This window comes from Streptomyces inusitatus (genome assembly GCF_014651115.1).
Lineage (GTDB): Bacteria > Actinomycetota > Actinomycetes > Streptomycetales > Streptomycetaceae > Streptomyces > Streptomyces amakusaensis.
In genome coordinates, this window is sequence record NZ_BMWG01000004.1 from 270,417 (window position 1) to 290,413 (window position 19,997).

Annotated in this window: 21 protein-coding genes and 1 pseudogene; 12 read left to right on the forward strand and 10 right to left on the reverse strand. The window is 69.9% G+C overall.

The genetic code is table 11. The annotated features are described in order from the left end of the window. Nucleotides 1-9: 9 nt before the first annotated feature. The 3 genes and pseudogenes from IE247_RS10680 to IE247_RS10690 form a co-directional block, all read right to left on the reverse strand. Nucleotides 10-540 (reverse strand): hypothetical protein, encoded by a 531-nt coding sequence (locus IE247_RS10680; protein WP_190122748.1) that lies wholly within the window; start codon nucleotides 538-540, stop codon nucleotides 10-12. A gap of 23 nt (nucleotides 541-563) precedes the next feature. Further along, nucleotides 564-773: pseudogene (locus IE247_RS10685) on the reverse strand (ADP-ribosylglycohydrolase family protein); the annotation flags it as partial. Nucleotides 774-882: 109 nt separating this feature from the next. Next, nucleotides 883-1,434: a hypothetical protein gene (locus tag IE247_RS10690; protein ID WP_190122749.1), complete on the reverse strand. Its 552-nt coding sequence runs from the start codon at nucleotides 1,432-1,434 to the stop codon at nucleotides 883-885. A 493-nt stretch (nucleotides 1,435-1,927) separates the two neighbouring features. On the opposite strand from IE247_RS10690, the gene IE247_RS10695 reads away from it, so the two are divergent. Both IE247_RS10695 and IE247_RS10705 read left to right on the forward strand, forming a co-directional pair. Further along, nucleotides 1,928-2,359, forward strand: a complete 432-nt coding sequence (locus tag IE247_RS10695; RefSeq protein ID WP_190122750.1) for a VOC family protein — start codon at nucleotides 1,928-1,930, stop codon at nucleotides 2,357-2,359. Between the two features lie 373 nt (nucleotides 2,360-2,732). Continuing rightward, nucleotides 2,733-3,374 (forward strand): nSTAND1 domain-containing NTPase, encoded by a 642-nt coding sequence (locus IE247_RS10705; protein WP_190122751.1) that lies wholly within the window; start codon nucleotides 2,733-2,735, stop codon nucleotides 3,372-3,374. A 57-nt stretch (nucleotides 3,375-3,431) separates the two neighbouring features. Here the strand turns inward: IE247_RS10705 and IE247_RS10710 are convergent, their stop codons facing one another. Then, on the reverse strand, nucleotides 3,432-3,584 hold the full coding sequence (locus IE247_RS10710; protein WP_190122752.1) for a hypothetical protein: 153 nt from the start codon (nucleotides 3,582-3,584) through the stop codon (nucleotides 3,432-3,434). A gap of 17 nt (nucleotides 3,585-3,601) precedes the next feature. Here IE247_RS10710 and IE247_RS10715 point away from each other — a divergent pair, with 17 nt between their 5' ends. From IE247_RS10715 to pip, 3 genes are all read left to right on the forward strand, one after another. Beyond that, entirely contained in the window at nucleotides 3,602-3,883 is a 282-nt protein-coding gene (locus tag IE247_RS10715) for a hypothetical protein (protein WP_190122753.1), read from the forward strand. 409 nt (nucleotides 3,884-4,292) lie between these two features. Beyond that, complete coding sequence (locus IE247_RS34210) at nucleotides 4,293-4,676, forward strand: hypothetical protein (RefSeq protein ID WP_229868999.1); 384 nt, start codon at nucleotides 4,293-4,295, stop codon at nucleotides 4,674-4,676. Nucleotides 4,677-4,699: 23 nt separating this feature from the next. After that, complete coding sequence (gene pip, locus IE247_RS10725) at nucleotides 4,700-5,677, forward strand: prolyl aminopeptidase (protein ID WP_190122754.1); 978 nt, start codon at nucleotides 4,700-4,702, stop codon at nucleotides 5,675-5,677. Between the two features lie 15 nt (nucleotides 5,678-5,692). Here the strand turns inward: pip and IE247_RS10730 are convergent, their stop codons facing one another. Next, nucleotides 5,693-6,328, reverse strand: coding sequence for an NADPH-dependent F420 reductase (locus IE247_RS10730; protein WP_190122755.1), 636 nt, complete (start codon nucleotides 6,326-6,328; stop codon nucleotides 5,693-5,695). A gap of 78 nt (nucleotides 6,329-6,406) precedes the next feature. Between IE247_RS10730 and IE247_RS10735 the strand changes: the two genes are divergently transcribed. The 3 genes from IE247_RS10735 (at nucleotide 6,407) to IE247_RS10745 (ending at nucleotide 8,509) form a co-directional block, all read left to right on the forward strand. Next, nucleotides 6,407-6,847, forward strand: coding sequence for a winged helix-turn-helix transcriptional regulator (locus IE247_RS10735; protein ID WP_190122756.1), 441 nt, complete (start codon nucleotides 6,407-6,409; stop codon nucleotides 6,845-6,847). Between the two features lie 4 nt (nucleotides 6,848-6,851). After that, nucleotides 6,852-7,598, forward strand: coding sequence for a DNA repair protein RecO (gene recO / locus IE247_RS10740; RefSeq protein ID WP_190122757.1), 747 nt, complete (start codon nucleotides 6,852-6,854; stop codon nucleotides 7,596-7,598). 86 nt (nucleotides 7,599-7,684) lie between these two features. Next, entirely contained in the window at nucleotides 7,685-8,509 is an 825-nt protein-coding gene (locus IE247_RS10745) for an isoprenyl transferase (RefSeq protein ID WP_190122758.1), read from the forward strand. A 33-nt stretch (nucleotides 8,510-8,542) separates the two neighbouring features. Here IE247_RS10745 and IE247_RS10750 read toward each other — a convergent pair whose 3' ends face one another. From IE247_RS10750 to IE247_RS10765, 4 genes are all read right to left on the reverse strand, one after another. Beyond that, a complete protein-coding gene (locus IE247_RS10750) occupies nucleotides 8,543-8,983 on the reverse strand; it encodes a Fur family transcriptional regulator (protein ID WP_190122759.1) in 441 nt (146 codons plus the stop codon). Between the two features lie 58 nt (nucleotides 8,984-9,041). After that, nucleotides 9,042-9,977 (reverse strand): metal ABC transporter permease, encoded by a 936-nt coding sequence (locus tag IE247_RS10755; protein WP_190122760.1) that lies wholly within the window; start codon nucleotides 9,975-9,977, stop codon nucleotides 9,042-9,044. Between the two features lie 2 nt (nucleotides 9,978-9,979). Beyond that, nucleotides 9,980-10,720 (reverse strand): metal ABC transporter ATP-binding protein, encoded by a 741-nt coding sequence (locus IE247_RS10760; protein ID WP_190122867.1) that lies wholly within the window; start codon nucleotides 10,718-10,720, stop codon nucleotides 9,980-9,982. Nucleotides 10,721-10,800: 80 nt separating this feature from the next. Beyond that, a complete protein-coding gene (locus IE247_RS10765; protein WP_190122761.1) occupies nucleotides 10,801-11,799 on the reverse strand; it encodes a metal ABC transporter substrate-binding protein in 999 nt (332 codons plus the stop codon). Between the two features lie 236 nt (nucleotides 11,800-12,035). On the opposite strand from IE247_RS10765, the gene IE247_RS10770 reads away from it, so the two are divergent. Both IE247_RS10770 and IE247_RS10775 read left to right on the forward strand, forming a co-directional pair. Continuing rightward, complete coding sequence (locus IE247_RS10770; RefSeq protein WP_190122762.1) at nucleotides 12,036-13,421, forward strand: glycine--tRNA ligase; 1,386 nt, start codon at nucleotides 12,036-12,038, stop codon at nucleotides 13,419-13,421. 217 nt (nucleotides 13,422-13,638) lie between these two features. Then, a complete protein-coding gene (locus IE247_RS10775) occupies nucleotides 13,639-13,869 on the forward strand; it encodes a DUF6243 family protein (protein WP_190122763.1) in 231 nt (76 codons plus the stop codon). Nucleotides 13,870-13,957: 88 nt separating this feature from the next. Here the strand turns inward: IE247_RS10775 and IE247_RS10780 are convergent, their stop codons facing one another. Continuing rightward, nucleotides 13,958-15,394, reverse strand: coding sequence for an MFS transporter (locus IE247_RS10780; RefSeq protein WP_190122764.1), 1,437 nt, complete (start codon nucleotides 15,392-15,394; stop codon nucleotides 13,958-13,960). 65 nt (nucleotides 15,395-15,459) lie between these two features. Here IE247_RS10780 and dusB point away from each other — a divergent pair, with 65 nt between their 5' ends. After that, nucleotides 15,460-16,665, forward strand: coding sequence for a tRNA dihydrouridine synthase DusB (gene dusB / locus IE247_RS10785; protein ID WP_190122765.1), 1,206 nt, complete (start codon nucleotides 15,460-15,462; stop codon nucleotides 16,663-16,665). A gap of 372 nt (nucleotides 16,666-17,037) precedes the next feature. Further along, nucleotides 17,038-19,755, forward strand: a complete 2,718-nt coding sequence (gene ppdK, locus IE247_RS10790) for a pyruvate, phosphate dikinase (protein ID WP_190122766.1) — start codon at nucleotides 17,038-17,040, stop codon at nucleotides 19,753-19,755. Nucleotides 19,756-19,997: the final 242 nt, after the last annotated feature.

Here is a 19,997-nt window from a genome sequence, read left to right on the forward strand (position 1 = left end):
GGCGGGTGTTCAGCAAACCGACCACACATCCCCGGGAAGGAAATGAGAAAGGTCGTCCATCGCTTCGAAAGGCACGAACACCGGCCGCGTGAGCAGATGATCACCGGCCCGCTGAACATCGATCACCACCCCCAAGGCGTCGGACCCGGGCACGCCCGCGTCCATGTACGTGAGTTCCGCGTACGGCTCACCGGCCTCCGCCCGATCGGCCATCCACCGCTCCAGCACGGAGGGCACCCGCCCGACCAGCGCGACGCCTTCCGCGAAGACCTGAGGCCCGCACAGCGCGTCGACCACCACCCCCGACAGCCGCTCCTCCCGGTAGCAGAGCTTCAGGCCGAACTCCCGGTACACGCCCTCCACGACCGCGGATCCCCGGTGCTTGTGTCGCTGGGATTCCGCCGTGACACCGCTCAGCGCCTCCGACACCTCCCCGGGGCCCATGCCGAAGCGCAGCGGCCCCACGCTCACGAACGGATCCAGCGCCCACTGCCGCCGCTCGTCGTCCGGCAGCACCTTCCACCACTCGTACATACCCACGAACGCTACGGCAGCAAGATCCGTCAGGCGGAGCCCAGCCGCCGCGCCAGATCGACCAGATCGCCCAGCCGCAGCACCGTTCCCGGCCTCTCCGCCCCCGACAGGGGCACATGCAAGGGCTCGGTCCAGCGCGCGGGAATCGCCTCCGGCCCGTAAAGCGCGCCCGCGAGCCCTCCGGTGACCGCCGCGACGGTGTCCGTGTCACCACCGAGGTCGATCGCCGCGCGAATCGCCGCCCGCCGGTTGATCCGGAAGTGGGTCGCGACGGCCCGCTCCACGTTTTTCATCCGCGCAGGTCAGTGCGTGTACGTGTACGGGCCCGGAGGCGGCCGAGAGCTACGGCTACGCGCGGGTGCAGACGAGGTGGGTCTTGCTGGCACCGTCCACGTGGACGATGCGCAGGGTGCCGCTCTTCTTGTCGTACTTCACATCGAGCCGCTGGTCCCCGGTGTCGAAGGAGCCCGGCGGCGGCTTCCACGGCAGGCTCAGGGCGACGGAGCCGTCGACCGTCGCCGGGAGGTTCTCGGCGGAGGAATCGGTCATCTCCTGCGAGCCGCCAGGGTTGAGGCTCTCGGGGTGGTGCAGGTTCAGTCGGCCCCCCTGGAGAGACCATGTTCCCGCGAGCGTTCCGTGCTCGCCGAAGTCCAGCGTCCAACTGGTGCCCTCGACGGTCGCGGAGAACGTGCGGGTCTCCTCGCCCGGGTCTCCGACGGCGACCTTCCAGCCGCCGCGGAGGAACGCCGCGAGTGCCTGACCCGCCACGGATTCCGTCGGGGTGGGACTGGCATCGCCGCCCCCGCCCCCGCCGCCCCCGCCGCACGCCGTGAGCAGCGAGGCCCCGACGCCGACCGCGAGGTAGCGCAGAGCCGTACGGCGGCCCACCGCTCGGGACACTGTCCGTAACGCGTCCAGACTCATTGCTTCCCTCTCTGTTGTCTGCCTGTCAACAGAGAGGCTAATCGGGGGAGTTCACTGATTTCCTGTCATTAATTCCGGCAGTACAGGGGCGGCGCCGTACAAGAATTGCGCAAGGCGCTCCAACGTTCCGGAATCGTCAGTCGATGTCGTCCGCCGCCTCACCGCCGCCCTCCGAAAGGAACGAGAGCGCGGGGACCCAGTGACCGAGACCCCGCCGGCTCCTGCGCCGGGAAGCCTGCACCGGCCATCCCAAGGGCCGTGAGGGCCGCCATTCTTACGGAGCGGATCAGCGCGATGAACGCGTACGCGAACGCGCGCAGTCGGGGTGAGATGGTTTGAGGTCGTCTTACCGATGTGCCCGATAAATGGTTCACGGACGGCCGGAATACCGACTCGTCCGAGAACACTGCGCGCCGGACCTTCGAAAAACCAGATGCCGAGGGACAGCGCCCGCCACTACGGTGAGCCAATGGCATTGATCAGGAAGTTCCAGGTCACCTTCGACTGCGCGGAGCCCGAGCGTCTCGCCCGTTTCTGGTGCGAGGTGCTGGGATACGTCGTCCCGCCGCCGCCGGAGCCCTTCGCCACCTGGGACGAGTACAAGCACTCCCTGCCGCCCGAGAAGCGGGATTCCTGGTCGGCCTGCGTCGACCCCTCCGGCGAGGGCCCGCGTCTGTTCTTCCAGCGCGTCCCCGAAGGCAAGGTCGTCAAGAACCGCGTCCATCTCGACGTCCGCGTCGGCACCGGCCTCATCGGCAAGGAGCGCCTGGCCACCCTTGAGGCCGAGTGCACCCGCCTGCTCCCGCTCGGCGCGGTACGCCAGCGGCTGCTGTACGACGGCGGCGACGACTCGTGCATCGTGATGCAGGACATCGAGGGCAACGAGTTCTGTATCGACTGAGGCCTTGCGAACACTGGTGTCAGTAGCGATTTCTCCTTTCGGCCTCTCCCACGACGGCCGATGTCATCGACTGTGAAGCAGCGTGCTTGACGGGATCCTTCGATCATCTTGAGGGGTGATTGATGCGGGGATCGACTCGGATGCCGCTGGAGGGCGGCGGGGTGATTCTGGTCGAGGCCGGGCCGGGCCGGAACCGGAACTCGGCGGGCCGGTGAAGGCGGGCCGGGTCGGGGACGCTCTCCGTGAGCTGCCACAGACGTTGCAGGCCGCTCTGGTGCCGGTCCGTCACCAAGGCCGGCGCAACCGTTCATCTGAAGGTCAGACTGCTCTGGAAGAAGGATGAGCCCGCACCCGCTGCGGGGAACCCCGGAGCATGAGCGCCGGGGACGGGTCCGTGCCGGACTCGGTGGTCCAGGTACTGGCGGTGGACGGTGAGGTGGCCGGGGCGGGCTTTCTGGTCGCTGCTGATGCCGTCGTCACCTGCGCACATGTCGTACGCGCGGCCGGACAGGGGCCGGGCGGCCGGGTGCGGCTCGCCTTCCCGCACCTGCCGGGCGCGCCGAGGGTGTGGGGCGAGGTACCGGCGGAGCAGCGGCGGATGCTGATGCTGCTGGGCTCTTCCGGAGCGGGAAAGACTTCGCTGGTCAACGCAGGTGTGCTGCCCGCCCTGGCGGACGGGGCACTCTCGGGCAGCGACCGCTGGCTGCCCGTGGTCACCCGTCCCGGACAGGACTTCTTCGCGGAACTGGAGAACGCGGGGCTGCCCGGCGCTTCCACCGACTGCCTGACAGCCTCGGCCGGGGCCCGCCTCGATGCGGAGCCCGGCTTCGACCGGCTGCTGATCGTCGACCAGTTCGAGGAACTTCTGACTCGGCCGGGCCCCGTGTCCGACAGTGACGCATCCGAACGTCCGCACCCATGGCGCGTAGAAACATGCCCTCGTTCTCGGCCAGGACGCTCACCGTGTTCGTGCATATCGGGCGGCGGTACCCGAGCTCGGCATGCCACCGAGTAGTCGAACCACGCGAACCAAATGTGCGCGGATCAGGGAGACAGGCCCTGGTTCCCTGTCTCAGGTCTCCGCCGCCGTGGGCGTCATCGTCTCGCTGGAGTTCTGCGATACGGGCTGAAATACGGTCAACCATCGATGCGCTGACGCGACGGCCGTCCAGGGCTGGTACAGCTCCGGGGGCAGCAGGTCGTCGGGGAAGTCGGTCGCGTCCATACCCGTAGGCTGGGCAGGTGTCCGAACTCCTGTCGTTTCAAAGCTACTTCGCCCGTTGTTCGGAGAGGTCCGACAAAGTCGGCTTCTCGCTCCGGGACGGCAGGGAGTTCCTCGGCTGGGTGGTCGAGGTGGAGGAGAGCCGGATCCTTGTCTCCTGGGCGCCGGGTCCCTTTGACGACCCGGTCGACGACGGTGACGGGGAAGATGGCGACGAGTGGGTGGCGTTCGCATCGATCCGCCCCGGCACCGTCGGCCACTACGACCGGACGGTCCGCCGCTGGGTGAGCATGTTCGGCTGAACCGCGCGGCTCGTCAGGGCGTTGCGGGTGGCTCCGGCACCTGTACGGATACGGGCAGCAGGCCGTCGGCACGGTCGGCTCCTGCGGCACGCACCTGCTCGGGCGAACGGGACAGTCCCCCATGTCGTGGGCGCTCTGGCGGAAGTCGGGCGAGGACGGCCCCCAGGGCTCGAAGTGTCCGGCGGGAGGGTCCCCCGGATCTGGGTGATTCGCAACCCGGGGAAGCTGCGGCCGTGGACGGGGGAGCCGCCGCTTCGGACGCCGGGCAACGGGCAGCCGTCAGAGGTCACTTGGCTCGGCGTGGAGCCTGAACGGTCCGGTGGCCGTCCACGTAAAATGATCTGCGGGGAAGTGGCAGGCGCCGGCCCGCACCGTATCTCTCCCGATCTTCCGGAAGGGTTTCGCTCTCGTGCTCACGACCGTTGCCATGCACTGGATCTGGCTGATGGCCGCTGCGGCCACGGTGATTCACTGTTTCGCCATGGCGAAGTGGATTCCCCTGCCGGTGGTCCGTACGGCATATCCCTTGGTAATCGTCGGGTGTGGCGTTCTCGTCATCGCGCTCGGCGACGGGAGGGAACTCACTTCGGTCGAGAAGCTGGTGCTGTACCCGTCCTCGCTCATCGGCCTGACGGTCGGGCTGCTCCCCAGCCGCAAGCTGTTCACGGTGTGGGCCCTGGAGCTGAAGGAGGGTGTGAGGCGCGAGAGGTTCGAATACCCGCGCTGGCACGTCCCGTTCGCGGTCGGTACCACGGTCGTCTTCATCGTTCTCGGGTTCGCGCTGACGCGCTGACGCGGTTCGCCGATGATGTGGTCATGACCTACATCACCGAGATGTATCCGCCGATCGAACCCCGGCTGCGCGGCATGCTCGATGTCGGGGACGGCAATCGCGTGTACTGGGAGGAGTGCGGGAACCCGGAGGGGAAACCGGTGCTCGTGGTGCATGGAGGGCCGGGGTCGGGGTGCCGGCCGGGGCTGCGGAGGATGTTCGATCCGGGGAGGTGCCGGATCATTCTGTTCGATCAGCGGGGGTGCGGGCGGAGCACGCCGCACGCGAGTGATCCGGCGACGGACATGCGGCACAACACCACCGCGCATCTGATCGCGGACATGGAGCGGCTGAGGGAGCGGCTGGGGGTCGGGAGATGGCTGCTGTACGGGGGATCCTGGGGCTCGACGCTGGCGCTGGCGTACGCGCAGACGCATCCGGAGCGGGTGTCGGAGATCGTCCTCCAGGCCGTCACCACCTCCCGGCGCTCCGAGACCGACTGGCTGTACCGGGGCGCGAGCCGCTTCTTCCCCGAGGCGTGGGACCGCTTTAGGGCGGGAGCGCCGGGAGTCCCGGCCGACGGGGAGGGGATCGTCGCCGCGTACGCGCGGCTCACCGGGCACTCGGACCCCGCCGTACGGGCGAAGGCGACCGCGGACTGGTGCGCCTGGGAGGACTCCGTGCTGCTGATCGAGACGGCGGGGGCCACCACCCCGTACACCGATCGCGCGGACCTCGCCAAGCTGGCGTTCGCGCGGATCTGCGCGCACTACTTCGCCCATGGCGCATGGCTGGAGGAGGGGGCGCTGCTGCGGGACGCGGGACGGCTCGCGGGGATCCCCGGGGCGCTGATCCACGGCAGGCTCGACATGGTGTGCCCGGTCGGCACGGTGTGGGAGCTGGCCAAGGCGTGGCCGGACGCGGAGCTGACCGTCGTCGAGGACGCGGGGCACATGGGGTCGGAGGCGATGCTGGACCGCGTACTGCGGACCCTGGACCGGTTCGCGGGGGCGCCCCGCTGACGTCGGCCGCGGCGCTCAGCGGGCGACCGCCAGACCGAAGGGCACCGGACCCAGCGCCCGGACCAGGCCGCCGACCATCAGGACGAAGGACTCGGGGCCCCGGGCGCTCGCCACACCGCCGAGATCGAGGATCCACGCGGGCGGCCAGCCCAGCGAGATGAGCAGAGCCTCGGCCGCGCGCTTGGCGTCGCCGTCGTCCCCCGACAGAAAGGCGGACGGCGGGACGCCGAGCGAGGAGGGAACGGCCATGACCGAGACATGCACGGTGTTGAGGGTCTTCACCCCCCGGACGCCGGGCAGCGTCCGCTGAAGCTCCTCGGCGAGGCTGCTCCCCGGATACCGCAGGGCCGAGGCGAAGCCGTGCGCGTCCGGCACCACCGCGTTGGCCACATCGATGAGCACCTTCCCCGCGAGCCGGGGCGCGAGCGGGCCGAGCACCTCGGCCGACACCGCCCCGGGCAGCGCGTTGATCACCAGATCCGCCGCCTCGGCGGCCTCTTCGGGCCGGGTGACCCGTACCCCCGGGCCCCAGTCCCCGGCGGCGTCCGGGCGGCGGGCGCCCACGATCACCCGGTGGCCCGCCGCGCTCAGCGGGAGGGCGAGGGCGCGGGCCACTTGGCCCGCGCCGACAATGCCAATGGTCTGTGTCATGCCCCCGACGCTAGGGCGGCGCTACGGTCGGACGGGAGTAGGCACTTCACCGTGCCCAGCGCACCCGGAGGGACGCCCATGACCACCCGCACCGCCGCCGAGCGCCGCGCCGAGGCCCGTACCGCGCACCGGGCCCGGTTCGCCGACTGCCCCACCAACCGGCTCCTCGACCGCCTGGGGGACAAATGGGTCGCGCTCGTTCTCAAGGAACTCTCCGACGGGCCGCGCCGCCACGGCGAGCTGAACCGGGCGATCGCGGGCGCGAGCCAGAAGATGCTCACCGAGACCCTGCGCCGCCTGGAGCGCGACGGCCTCCTGAACCGGACCGTCACCGCCGCCGTCCCGGTGCGGGTGACCTACGACCTCACCCCCCTCGGCCGCGGTCTGCTGCCCGTCCTGGCCGCCGTGACGCGCTGGGCCGAGGAGAACTCCGGCCGGATCGACGCGGCGCGCAGGGAGTACGACGAGTCCGGGGCCCGGGACGCGGTACGGGCGGGGTCCGGCGGTACGGGACAATGAGGCCATGAGCCTGTTCCGCGACGACGGCATCGTGCTGCGCACCCAGAAGCTGGGCGAGGCCGACCGTATCGTCACGCTGCTCACCCGCGGCCATGGGCGGGTGCGGGCCGTGGCGCGCGGGGTCCGGCGGACGAAGTCGAAGTTCGGGGCCAGGCTGGAGCCCTTCTCCCATGTCGATGTGCAGTTCTTCGCGCGGGGGAGCGAGCTGATCGGCCGGGGGCTGCCGCTCTGCACCCAGAGCGAGACCATCGCCCCCTACGGCGGCCGGATCGTCACCGACTATCCGCGCTACACGGCGGGCACCGCGATGCTGGAGACCGCCGAGCGCTTCACCGACCATGAGGGCGAGCCCGCCGTACAGCAGTACCTCCTGCTCGTCGGCGCGCTGCGCTCGCTCTCGCGCGGCGAGCACGCGCCGCACCTGATCCTGGACGCGTTCCTGCTGCGCTCCCTCGCGGTCAACGGGTACGCGCCCAGCTTCGACGACTGCGCCAAGTGCGGGCTGCTGGGGCCGAACCGATTCTTCTCCGTCGCCGCCGGCGGCGTCATATGCGGGGACTGCCGGGTGCCCGGGAGCGTCGTACCCTCGGCGGAGGCCATCGGGCTGCTCAGCGCGCTGCTGACCGGCGACTGGCCCACGGCGGACGCCTGTGAGGCGCGTCATGTCAGAGAGGGCAGCGGGCTGGTCTCCGCCTATCTGCACTGGCATCTGGAGCGCGGCCTGCGCTCGCTCCGCTATGTGGAGAAGTAGCGGCCCGCCTTCAGTACCGAGCGAACACCGAAGCAGAAGAAGCAGAAGAAGCAGAAGCAGAGCAGAAGCTAGGAGATGTGAGCCGCATGGCACGACGCGGAATCCTGGGCCGGTCCCGCCGCGAGTACAAGATCCCCGAGCCGCACCCCTCCGGGGAGCGGCCGCCGAAGATCCCCGGCGAACTCGTCCCCAACCACGTCGCCTGCGTCATGGACGGCAACGGCCGCTGGGCCAAGGAGCGCGGCCTGCCGCGCACCGAGGGCCACAAGGTCGGCGAGGCCGTCGTCCTCGATGTGCTCAAGGGCTGCCTGGAGATGGGCGTCAAGAACCTCTCCCTGTACGCCTTCTCCACCGAGAACTGGAAGCGCACACCCGACGAGGTGCGCTTCCTGATGAACTTCAACCGGGACGTCATCCGCCGCCGCCGCGACGAGATGAACGAGCTGGGCATCCGCATCCGCTGGGTCGGCCGTATGCCCAAGATGTGGAAGTCGGTCGTCCAGGAGCTTCAGATCGCCCAGGAGCAGACCGTCGACAACGACGCCATGACGCTGTACTTCTGCGTCAACTACGGCGGCCGCGCCGAGATCGCCGACGCCGCGCAGAAGATCGCGCGCGATGTGGCGGCGGGCCTGCTCGACCCGGCGAAGGTCAATGAGAAGACCTTCCAGAAGTACATGTACTACCCGGACATGCCGGACGTGGACCTCTTTCTGCGCCCGAGCGGCGAGCAGCGCACCTCCAACTATCTGCTCTGGCAGAGCGCGTACGCGGAGATGGTCTTCCAGGACGTGCTGTGGCCCGACTTCGACCGCCGCGACCTGTGGCGGGCCTGTCTGGAGTACGCCCGGCGCGACCGCCGCTTCGGCGGCGCGGTGCCCAACGAGGTCCCCGGGCAGAGCGGTGCCTGAGGACAGGCCCTAGGGCCTGTGGGCGCCCGGGGGTCAGCGACCCCCGGGCTTGGCGCTCGCGCACTCCGCGCAGGTGCCGAAGATCTCCACGGTGTGGGCGACATTCACGAAGCCGTGCTGCGCCGCCACCGTCTCGGCCCACTGCTCCACCGCGGGGCCCTCGACCTCGACCGCCTTGCCGCACACGCGGCAGACCAGATGGTGGTGGTGGTCGTCGGTCGAGCAGCGGCGGTAGACGGACTCGCCGTCATTGGTGCGCAGGACGTCGACCTCGCCCGCGTCGGCGAGGGACTGGAGCGTCCGGTAGACCGTGGTCAGCCCGACCGAATCGCCCCGGTGCTTGAGCATGTCGTGCAGCTCCTGGGCGCTGCGGAACTCGTCCACCTCGTCCAGTGCCGCCGCCACCGCGGCGCGCTGCCGTGTGGATCGGCCTCGCACTGGTGCGGTGTTCCCGCCGCTTGGCGCCGTCGCCACAGCTGCCTCCTCGCTCGCCCCGACCTGCTTGTCAGGGCCAATTCTGCCAGGCCCGGCGTCAGACCTTGACGTCGTCGCCCGGGAGCCGGGTGCGCGGGACCTCGGAGAGGGTCTCCGAGGGGCACTCCGGCGCGCCCGTTCCCCGGCCGTCCGCCCCGGCCCTCGCGGCCTCCGTGCGGCGCGCGCGGAGCCTGGCGAGCGGGGTGGCGAGCGCGGTGAGGGCGATGAAGACGGCGATGGCGAGCAGGACGATGGTCGCGCCCGGGGGCACGTCCTGGTAGTACGAGGTGGTGGTGCCCGCCAGGGTCACGGCCACGCCGATGCCGACCGCCAGCGCGAAGGTCGCCCTGAACGAGCGGGAGATCTGCTGGGCCGCCGCGACGGGGACCACCATCAGGGCGCTGACCAGCAGCAGCCCCACGACGCGCATCGCGACCGAGACGGTGACGGCGGCGGTGACCGCGATCAGCAGATTCAGGAAGCGCACCGGCAGCCCGGTGACCCGGGCGAACTCCTCGTCCTGGCTGACGGCGAAGAGCTGCCGGCGCAGTCCGACCGAGACCAGGACGACGAAGGCGGCGAGCGCCCCGATGGCGATCAGGTCGGAGTCGGAGACGGAGGAGAGCGAGCCGAAGAGGAAGGAGCTGAGATCGCCGGTGGAGCCGGTGTCGGAGACATTGATCAGCAGCACACCGCCCGCCATGCCCCCGTAGAAGAGCATCGCGAGCGCGATGTCGCCCCGGGTCCGCCCGTACGCCCTGATCAGCTCCATGGTGACCGCGCCGACGACGGAGACGAGGGTCGCCATCCAGATCGGGTTGGTGGAGAGCAGGAAGCCGAGGCCGACACCGGTCATCGCGACATGGCCGATGCCGTCGCCCATCAGCGCCTGGCGGCGCTGCACCAGATAGATGCCGATGGCGGGCGCGGTGATGCCGACCAGCAGGGCCGCGATCAGCGCCCGCTGCATGAAGGCCGTCTCAAGGATTTCCATGGTCAGGTCAGCAGTCCTGTGCGGAGCGGCTCGTCGGCCGCGTGCGGATGTACGTGGTCGTGGCCGGGCAGCGCGTGCTGGCCCACGGCCTTCGGCGGCGGCCCGTCGTGCACCACGCAGCCGTCGCGCAGCACCACGGCCCGGTCGATCAGCGGCTCGATCGCGCCCAGCTCGTGCAGGACGAGGAGCACGGTCGTACCGGCGGCGACCTGGTCGCGCAGGGTCGCGGCGAGGATCTCCTGGCTGGCGAGGTCGACCCCGGCCATCGGCTCGTCCATGATCAGAAGCTTGGGCTCGGAGGCGAGCGCGCGGGCGATCAGCACCCGCTGGTGCTGGCCGCCGGAGAGCGCGCCGACGGAGTCCTTGGCCCGGTCGGCGAGGCCGACCAGCGCGATCGCCCGGTCGACGGCCGCGCGGTCGGCGCGGGAGAGCAGTCCGAGCCGGGTGCGGGAGAGGCGTCCGGAGGAGACGACCTCGCGCACGGTCGCGGGGACCCCGCTCGCGGCGGTGGTGCGCTGGGGCACGTATCCGACGCGGGACCACTGGCGGAAGCGGCGCAGCCCGGTGCCGAAGAGTTCGATCTCGCCCTCGGTGAGCGGTATCTGTCCGATCACGGAGCGTACGGCGGTGGACTTGCCGGAGCCGTTCGCGCCGAGGAGGGCGACGACCTCGCCGCGGCGCACCGTCAGATCGACGCCGCGCAGCACGGGGCGGGAGCCGAGGGTGGCGCGTGCTCCCCGCATGCTGATGACGGCGTCGCCGATGGCGGTTTCGCCGTCGGCGGCTATGGCGGGCTCGCTCACAGGGGACTCCGATCGGGTGGTCACGACGCGCCCAGCGCCTTCTTCAGCGCCGTCAGATTGGACTCCATCACCTCGATGTAGTCGGAGCCCCTGGACTTGTCGGTGATGCCTTCGAGCGAGTCGAGGACGTCCGTCGTGAGCCCGGTGTCGTCGGCGAGGGTCTTGGCGGTCCGGTCGCTGGCGAGGGTGTCGAAGAAGACGGTGGTGACCTTGTCCTTCTCCGCGATGGTCTGGAGTTCCTTGATCCGGGCCGGGCTGGGCTCCGCGTCGGGGTTGATCCCGGCGATGCCCTCCTGGTCCAGGCCGTACCGCTCGGCGAGGTGGCCGAAGGAGGTGTGGGTGGTGATGAAGGTCTTGGTGGCGGTCTTGCTCAGGCCTTCGCGGTAGTCGGCGTCGAGCTTGTTCAATTCGCCGACCAGGGTCGCGGTGTTCTTCCGGTAGGCGTCCGCGTTCTTCGGGTCCGCCTTCCCCAGGGACTCGCCGACGCCCTCGGCGACCTCCGCGTACTTCGCGGGGTCGAGCCAGATGTGGGGGTCGCCGGCCTCGGAGCCGTGGTCGTGGCCGTGGTCGTCCTCTTCGGCGCCGTGGTCGTGGCCCTCGTGGCTCTCCTCGTGGCCCTTCTCGTCCTGGTGGGTCTCCAGGGAGGTGAGGGTCGCGGCGTCGACCGTGTGCTTCACGCCGGACTGCTCGATGGCCTTGTCGACGGCGGGCTGGAGACCCTTGAGGTAGAGGATGTAACCGGACTCGCCGAGCTGGGCGGCCTGGCGCGGCTTGAGTTCGAGATCGTGCGGCTCGACGCCCGGCTTGGTCAGCGCCGTGACGGAGACATGCTCGCCGCCGATCCGCTCGGCGAGGAACTGCATGGGGTAGAACGACGCCGTCACCTTCAGCCTGCCGTCCTCCGAGCCGCCCCCGGAACCGGAGCCCGAGTCGGCGGAGGAGCAGGCGGCGACCGCCGTCAGGCCGAGAACGACTGCTCCGGCGGTGGCGGTGGTGCGTATGAGGCGTCGTACGTTCATGACAGTCATTTTCAACAAAAGTGGAAACGATTGTCAACAAACCTGGAGCGAATGCGGGCGAACACACACAGCCGCCCCCACCCGGGGGACCCCCGGGGATCCCCCCGGCTCCCCGGGGTGACCTGCGCGGCGAGTCCCGGCCGTACCCGCCCGGCCATCGATTTGATCCGGGGGGTGCGTGCGCCGGTAATCTGGAGCATTCCTCGTTCGTCGTCGTCATCTATGAAGAGAGCACCGTGGCCGCCGACAAGATCGACACCATCGTCAGCCTCAGCAAGCGCCGTGGCTTTGTCTACCCGTGCAGTGAGATCTACGGCGGTCAGCGCGCCGCCTGGGACTACGGACCCCTCGGCGTTGAACTGAAGGAGAACCTCAAGCGCCAGTGGTGGCGCTACATGGTCACCTCGCGCGAGGACGTCGTCGGCATCGACTCGTCGGTGATCCTGGCCAGCGAGGTCTGGGAGGCCTCCGGCCACGTCGCGACCTTCTCCGACCCGCTCACCGAGTGCACCTCCTGCCACAAGCGCTTCCGCGCCGATCACCTGATCGAGGCGTACGAGGAGAAGCACAACGGCCGCGCCCCCGAGAACGGCCTCGCCGACCTCAACTGCCCCAACTGCGGCAACAAGGGGACCTTCACGGACCCCAAGCAGTTCTCCGGCATGCTCTCCACCCACCTCGGCCCCACCCAGGACTCCGGCTCGGTCGCCTATCTGCGCCCCGAGACCGCCCAGGGCATCTTCACCAACTTCGGCCAGGTGCAGCAGACCTCCCGCAAGAAGCCGCCGTTCGGCATCGCCCAGATGGGCAAGTCGTTCCGCAACGAGATCACGCCCGGCAACTTCATCTTCCGCACCCGTGAGTTCGAGCAGATGGAGATGGAATTCTTCGTCAAGCCCGGCGAGGACGAGGCGTGGCAGGAGTACTGGATGGAGCAGCGCTGGAACTGGTACACCGGTCTGGGCCTGCGCGAAGAGAACATGCGGTGGTACGAGCACCCGAAGGAGAAGCTCTCCCACTACTCCAAGCGCACCGCCGACATCGAGTACCGCTTCCAGTTCGGCGGCAGCGAGTGGGGCGAGCTGGAGGGCGTCGCCAACCGCACCGACTACGACCTCTCGGCGCACTCCAAGGCCTCCGGCCACGACCTGTCGTTCTTCGACCAGGAGGCCGGCGAGCGCTGGACGCCGTACGTCATCGAGCCCGCCGCCGGTGTCGGCCGCACGATGCTCGCCTTCCTCCTCGACGCGTACAACGAGGACGAGGCCCCCAACGCCAAGGGCGTCATGGAGAAGCGCACCGTGATGCGCCTCGACCCGCGCATCGCGCCGGTCAAGGTCGCGGTGCTGCCGCTCTCCCGCAACCCGCAGCTCTCCCCGAAGGCCAAGGGCCTCGCGGCCGACCTGCGGCAGAACTGGAACATCGAGTTCGACGACGCGGGCGCCATCGGCCGCCGCTACCGCCGTCAGGACGAGATCGGCACCCCGTTCTGTGTGACCGTCGACTTCGACACCCTCGACGACAACGCCGTCACCGTGCGTGAGCGCGACACCATGGCGCAGGAGCGGGTCTCCCTCGACCAGATCCAGTCCTACCTGGGCTCGCGTCTGCTCGGCTGCTGACGACGACACGGCCACGGAGAGGCCGGACGGGCGTCCTTAGCCCGTCCGGCCTCTCGCCGTTCCCGGCGGAAAAAGCTGGTGCGACCCCGCTTCGGGGGCCTGTAGGCTCGCCGACATGTCTTCGTTCTTCCAGATCTACGAGTGAGAGAGCCTCGGCGCACGCCAGCCCTCATCTGACGATCACCCAGTCACTTCTCACCCTGAATGGGAGAACCCCATGGCCAAGAGCCGTAACAACCTCCTCGGCGTCGGCGGACAGCGCAAGAAGGTGTCCCGCGCCGACCAGTCGGGCCTCGGCCCCACCCCCGAGGCCAACCGCAAGAACGCCGCCGACCAGAAGGCCGAGCTGCTCCGCAAGATGCGCGAGCGCGCCCAGGGCGCCTCCTCGGACGACTCCTCGGACTCCGGCTCCGCCGGGTCCGCCGGGTCCCAGGACTCCCAGGGCTGATTCGCCCCGTAAGCCTTGTCTCGCCCCGCCGGGCCGCTGCCCGGCGGGGCGAAGCGCTGTCCGGGGGCGGGATGCGAAGGGCGCCGGCTCAGCGGCGTACGGCGGGCTCCACCGGGCGGTCGGAGCCGAGGCGGTCGGCGCAGTGGAGGGCGGTGCGGCGGGCCCAGGGGCCGGTGGTGAGGGCGCCGACGGCGAGGATGCAGAGGCCGCAGCCGGCGATGATCCACCAGGCGGTGCGGGAGGCGGCGAGGAAGGCGTCCGGGTATCCGGGGGAGCCCGCGGCCGTGGCGGCGACGCCGTGGGCGAGGACGGTGCCGATCACGGCGACGCCGAGGGTCTGGCCGATCTGGCGGCTGGTGGAGGCGACGGCCGCGGCGACCCCGGCCTGGGCGCGGGGCATGCCGGAGACGGCGGTGTTGGTGATCGGGGTGTTCACCAGACCGAAGCCGATCCCGAAGAGGACGTATCCGATGAACAGCAGGGTGTCCGAGGTCTCGGCCTCGAAGGCGGCGAAGAGCACCCCGCACGCGCCCATGGTGACCCCGGCGAGCAGCAGCGGCAGCCGGGGCCCCCGGCTGCCCACCATCCGGCCCGAGAGCGGGGCGCAGACGAGGGTGAGCGCCGCCATCGGCAGCATGTAGAGCCCGGCGTGGAGCGCGGAGTAGCCGCGTACGTCCTGGAGATAGAGGGTGTTCAGGAAGAGGAACCCGCCGAGGGCGGCGAAGGCGGAGACGGCGATCACGGTCGCGCCGCTGAAGGGCGCGCTGCGGAAGAAGCGCAGATCGATCAGCGGCTCCGGCCGCCTCGGCTCGTACAGCACCACCCCGATCAGGGAGACCACCGCGACGGCCGCGAAGAAGAGATCGGTCTCGATGATGGCGTAGGTGAGCGAGCCGAGCAGCGCGATGATCAGCAGTTGGCCCACCGGGTCGATCCGGCGGGGGTGCGGGGCGCGGGACTCGGGGACGTACCGCCAGGTCAGCAGGAGGGCGGCGATGCCGACGGGCAGATTGACCCAGAAGATCGAGCGCCAGCCGACGGTGTCCACCAGCAGACCGCCGATGAGCGGTCCGGCGGCCATGGAGATGCCGACGACCCCGCCCCACACTCCGATCGCCCGGGCGCGTTCGGCCGGATCGGTGAAGGTGTTGGTGATGATCGACATGGCGACCGGGTTGAGCATCGAGCCGCCGACCGCCTGGATCATCCGGAAGGCGACGAGGGACTCCAGGGTCGGGGCGAGCGAGCAGAGCAGCGAGCCGAGGGTGAAGAGCACCAGACCGGCGACGAAGACCTTGCGGCGGCCGATCCGGTCGGCGGTGGAGCCCGCCAGCATCAGCAGGGAGGCCAGGACCAGGGTGTAGGCGTCGATCGTCCACTGGAGCCCGGAGACGGAGGCGTGCAGCTCACGGCCCATCGACGGCAGGGCGACATTGAGGATGGTGTTGTCCAGGCTGACGATCAGCAGACTCATGCAGCAGATGGCCAGCACCAGGAGCCGGCGTCGGGAGGTCAGCTCTGCCATGCGTGGATCGTACGGCCGTCCCATGATCGCCGCCCGGTGTCGGCGCGATACGCGACAATGGACGGATGACCACGCTCGCCCCGTCGCCTTCGGCGTCCTCGACGCTCACCATCGGCCCGCACGCCGTACAGCCTCCCGTGGTGCTCGCACCCATGGCAGGGATCACCAACGCGCCCTTCCGCACCCTGTGCCGGGAGTTCGCCGAGGGCGTCCGGGGCTTCGGGGGCAGCCCGGCGCGGCAGGCCGCCCCGGGCTCCAAGGGGCTCTTCGTCAGCGAGATGATCACCACTCGGGCGCTGGTCGAGCGCAATGAGAAGACCATGCAGCTGATCCATTTCGACGCGCACGAGACCCCGCGCTCGATCCAGCTGTACGGAGTGGATCCGGTCACCGTCGGCAGGGCCGTCCGCATGATCGTGGACGAGGATCTCGCCGACCACATCGATCTGAACTTCGGCTGCCCGGTCCCCAAGGTGACCCGCAAGGGCGGCGGCTCTGCCCTCCCGTACAAGCGGCCCCTGCTGCGCGCGATCCTGCACGAGGCGGTCTCGAACGCGGGGGCGCTGCCGGTCACCATGAAGATGCGCAAGGGCATCGACGACGACCACATCACCTATCTCGACGCGGGCCGGATCGCCGTCGAGGAGGGCGTCACCGCGATCGCGCTGCACGGCCGCACGGCCGCGCAGCACTACGGCGGCACGGCGGACTGGGACGCGATCGCCCGGCTGAAGGAGCATGTCCCGGAGATCCCGGTGCTGGGCAACGGCGACATCTGGTCGGCGGAGGACGCGCTGCGGATGGTCCGGGAGACGGGCTGTGACGGTGTGGTCGTGGGGCGCGGCTGTCTGGGGCGGCCGTGGCTCTTCGGCGACCTGGTGTCGGCCTTCGAGGGTACGGGCGCGTCCGCCGCGCCGACCCTGCGAGAGGTCGCGGGGGTGATGCGCCGGCACGCGGAGCTGCTGGGGGGGTGGATCGGCGACGAGGCGCGCGGAGTGATCGACTTCCGTAAGCATGTGGCCTGGTATCTGAAGGGCTTCTCGGTCGGCTCGGAGATGCGCAAGCAACTGGCGATCACCTCGTCGCTGGCGGAGCTGGACGAGCGGCTGGCGCTGCTCGATCTGGACCAGCCCTGGCCGGTGGGGGCGGACGGCCCGCGCGGGCGTACGTCGGGCAACAACCGGGTGGTTCTGCCGGACGGCTGGCTGAAGGATCCGTACGACTGCGCGGGCGTCGGCGCGGACGCGGAACTGGACACTTCGGGCGGCTGACCCAGCCCCCGGGCACGTGATTCTCGCCACCCTTGATAGGGGTGACGCTCAGATGAGCGTTATGGGGATGGGTGCATCTCTCGGAAGGGTGGCACTGGGTGCCACCCTTCATGGCTTCACCCTTTCAAGACCCTGCCCGACCTCCCGGCACTCGGCGTCGACATGGCGAGGGTTCCCCGTCGCTCTGCGTGTGTGTGCCTTCAAGCCTTGAAGCAAGGGTGTTGGGGCGGCTGATCGCGGGGTCGCTTTCGATCCGCTGGCGGACGAGTGGTTACGGCCGTATGACGGCCAAGTGGACGTACCCAGATGCCTTCGATCTGGGTATGTTCCTGGCCGTCAGGGCAGCCACCGAGCCTCGGGGAGTCGAGAGCCGTGTCGGAAATCAAGGATCAGCCGGACCAGAAGTTCGTTTACGACTTCACCGAGGGCAACAAGGACCTGAAGGATCTGCTCGGCGGCAAGGGCGCGAACCTTGCCGAGATGACCAACCTCCGGCTGCCCGTCCCTCCGGGCTTCACCATCACCACCGAGGCCTGCAAGGTCTACCTCGCCACCGGCGAGGAGCCGGCCGCCCTCCGCGACGAGGTGAGCGCCCACCTGGACGCCCTGGAGCGGCACATGGGCAAGAGGCTCGGCCAGGCTGACGATCCCCTCCTCGTCTCCGTGCGCTCGGGCGCGAAGTTCTCCATGCCCGGCATGATGGACACCGTCCTCAACATCGGTCTCTCCGACGAGTCCGTCGCCGGTCTCGCGCGGCAGTCCGGCGACGAGCGCTTCGCCTGGGACTCCTACCGCCGGCTCATCCAGATGTTCGGCAAGACCGTCCTCGGCGTCGACGGCGACCTCTTCGAGGAGGAGCTGGAGGCGGCCAAGGCCGCCAAGCGGGTCACCGTCGACACCGATCTGGACGCGGACGACCTCAAGTCCCTGGTCAAGAGCTTCAAGGAGATCGTCGAGTCCCGGGCGGGGCGGGACTTCCCGCAGGACCCGCGCGAGCAGATGGACCTCGCGGTCAAGGCGGTCTTCGAGTCCTGGAACGGCGACCGCGCCAAGCTCTACCGCCGCCAGGAGCGCATCCCCGGCGATCTCGGCACCGCCGTCAACATCTGCTCCATGGTCTTCGGCAACCTCGGCCCCGACTCCGGCACCGGTGTGGCCTTCACCCGCGACCCGGCCAGCGGCCAGCAGGGCGTCTACGGCGACTACCTCCAGAACGCGCAGGGCGAGGACGTCGTCGCGGGCATCCGCAACACCGTCCCGCTCGCCGATCTGGAGCGCATCGACAAGACCTCGTACGACCGGCTGATGCAGATCATGGAGACGCTGGAGAACCACTACAAGGATCTCTGCGACATCGAGTTCACCATCGAGCGCGGCCAGTTGTGGATGCTTCAGACCCGTGTCGGCAAGCGGACCGCCGGGGCCGCCTTCCGGATCGCCACCCAACTCGTCGACCAGGGGCTGATCGACGAGGCCGAGGCGCTCAAGCGGGTCACCGGGGCCCAGCTCGCCCAGCTGATGTTCCCGCGCTTCGACGAGCGGGCCAGGGGCGAACTCCTCGGCCGGGGCATCGCCGCCTCGCCCGGCGCGGCCGTCGGCAAGGCCGTCTTCGACTCGTACACCGCCGTCAAATGGTCCCGCTCGGGTGAGCGGGTCATCCTGATCCGCCGGGAGACCAACCCCGACGACCTCGACGGAATGATCGCCGCCGAGGGCATCCTGACCTCGCGCGGCGGCAAGACCTCGCACGCCGCCGTCGTCGCCCGGGGCATGGGCAAGACCTGTGTCTGCGGCGCGGAGGAGTTGGACGTCGACACCAAGCGGCGGCGGATGACGGTCGGCACGACCGTGATCGAGGAGGGCGACCTCGTCTCCATCGACGGCTCCACCGGCAAGGTGTACCTCGGCGAGGTGCCCGTCGTGCCGTCCCCGGTGGTCGAGTACTTCGAGGGCCGGATGCACGCGGGGGCCGAGGACGCCGGCGAGCTGGTCGCCGCCGTCCACCGGATCATGGCCTACGCGGACCGGGTCCGCAGACTGCGCGTACGGGCCAACGCGGACAGCGCCGAGGACGCGCTGCGCGCCCGGCGGTTCGGGGCCCAGGGCATCGGGCTGTGCCGCACCGAGCACATGTTCCTCGGTGAGCGCCGCGAGATGGTCGAGCGGCTGATCCTCGCCGACACCGACGAGGAGCGCACCACCGCGCTGGAGCAGCTTCTGCCGCTCCAGAAGAAGGACTTCATCGAGCTGTTCGAGGCGATGGACGGCCTTCCGGTGACGGTCCGGCTGCTCGACCCGCCGCTCCACGAGTTCCTGCCCGACATCACCGAGCTGTCGGTGCGGGTGGCCCTCGCCGAGTCCCGCGAGGACCACAATGAGAACGATCTGCGGCTGCTCCAGGCCGTCCACCGGCTCCATGAGCAGAACCCCATGCTCGGGCTGCGCGGCGTCCGGCTCGGGCTGGTCATCCCCGGTCTCTTCGCCATGCAGGTACGGGCGATCGCGGAGGCCACCGCCGCCCGTATCGACGCCAAGGGCGATCCGCGCGCCGAGATCATGATCCCGCTGGTGGGCACCGTCCAGGAGCTGGAGATCGTACGGGAGGAGGCCGAGCGGGTCATCGCCGAGGTCGAGGCCGCCACCGGGGCCGAACTCAGGCTGGCGCTGGGCACAATGATCGAGCTGCCGCGCGCGGCGCTGACGGCCGGACAGATCGCCGAGGCCGCCGAGTTCTTCAGCTTCGGCACCAATGACCTCACCCAGACCGTCTGGGGCTTCTCCCGCGACGATGTGGAGGCGAGCTTCTTCACCGCCTACCTGGAGAAGGGCATCTTCGGGGTCTCGCCGTTCGAGACGATCGACCGGGACGGCGTCGGCGCGCTGGTGCGCAGCGCGGTGGCGGCGGGCCGGGCGACCCGGCCCGATCTGAAGCTCGGGGTCTGCGGGGAGCACGGCGGCGATCCGGAATCCGTCCACTTCTTCCATGAGGTGGGGCTGGACTATGTCTCCTGCTCGCCCTTCCGGATCCCGGTGGCCCGGCTGGAGGCGGCCCGTGCGGTGGCCCTGTCGAAGGGGACGGCGACCGGCTGAGGGGGCGGCGACGGCCGGCTGAGCCGACCGGGGCAGGGGGCGTCCGAGGGGTGCCGGGGAGGGTGCCCGAGGGGGCGCCCGCCCCTCCTGTTGCACAGGTCAGGGCGTCCCCTTCTGTTTCTTTCGGCACTTCCGTAAAGACCCTGTCGAATTCAGGGGCCTTGATAGGCGACATGACGCGCGTAGCCTGATCTTGACGTAACCCCAATTTCTGTCGTTCGCCCTTTGAAACAGCGGGCGGG

What these genes read in the sequence shown, in the direction of transcription:
- IE247_RS10695 (WP_190122750.1), top strand. Translation starts at nt 1,928, where the DNA reads ATGGCATTGATCAGGAAGTTCCAGGTCACCTTCGACTGCGCGGAGCCC.
- IE247_RS10705 (WP_190122751.1), top strand. Translation starts at nt 2,733, where the DNA reads ATGAGCGCCGGGGACGGGTCCGTGCCGGACTCGGTGGTCCAGGTACTG.
- IE247_RS10710 (WP_190122752.1), bottom strand. Translation starts at nt 3,584, where the DNA reads ATGGACGCGACCGACTTCCCCGACGACCTGCTGCCCCCGGAGCTGTAC.
- pip (WP_190122754.1), top strand. Translation starts at nt 4,700, where the DNA reads ATGACCTACATCACCGAGATGTATCCGCCGATCGAACCCCGGCTGCGC.
- IE247_RS10730 (WP_190122755.1), bottom strand. Translation starts at nt 6,328, where the DNA reads ATGACACAGACCATTGGCATTGTCGGCGCGGGCCAAGTGGCCCGCGCC.
- IE247_RS10735 (WP_190122756.1), top strand. Translation starts at nt 6,407, where the DNA reads ATGACCACCCGCACCGCCGCCGAGCGCCGCGCCGAGGCCCGTACCGCG.
- recO (WP_190122757.1), top strand. Translation starts at nt 6,852, where the DNA reads ATGAGCCTGTTCCGCGACGACGGCATCGTGCTGCGCACCCAGAAGCTG.
- IE247_RS10745 (WP_190122758.1), top strand. Translation starts at nt 7,685, where the DNA reads ATGGCACGACGCGGAATCCTGGGCCGGTCCCGCCGCGAGTACAAGATC.
- IE247_RS10755 (WP_190122760.1), bottom strand. Translation starts at nt 9,977, where the DNA reads ATGGAAATCCTTGAGACGGCCTTCATGCAGCGGGCGCTGATCGCGGCC.
- IE247_RS10760 (WP_190122867.1), bottom strand. Translation starts at nt 10,720, where the DNA reads ATGCGGGGAGCACGCGCCACCCTCGGCTCCCGCCCCGTGCTGCGCGGC.
- IE247_RS10765 (WP_190122761.1), bottom strand. Translation starts at nt 11,799, where the DNA reads ATGAACGTACGACGCCTCATACGCACCACCGCCACCGCCGGAGCAGTC.
- IE247_RS10775 (WP_190122763.1), top strand. Translation starts at nt 13,639, where the DNA reads ATGGCCAAGAGCCGTAACAACCTCCTCGGCGTCGGCGGACAGCGCAAG.
- IE247_RS10780 (WP_190122764.1), bottom strand. Translation starts at nt 15,394, where the DNA reads ATGGCAGAGCTGACCTCCCGACGCCGGCTCCTGGTGCTGGCCATCTGC.
- dusB (WP_190122765.1), top strand. Translation starts at nt 15,460, where the DNA reads ATGACCACGCTCGCCCCGTCGCCTTCGGCGTCCTCGACGCTCACCATC.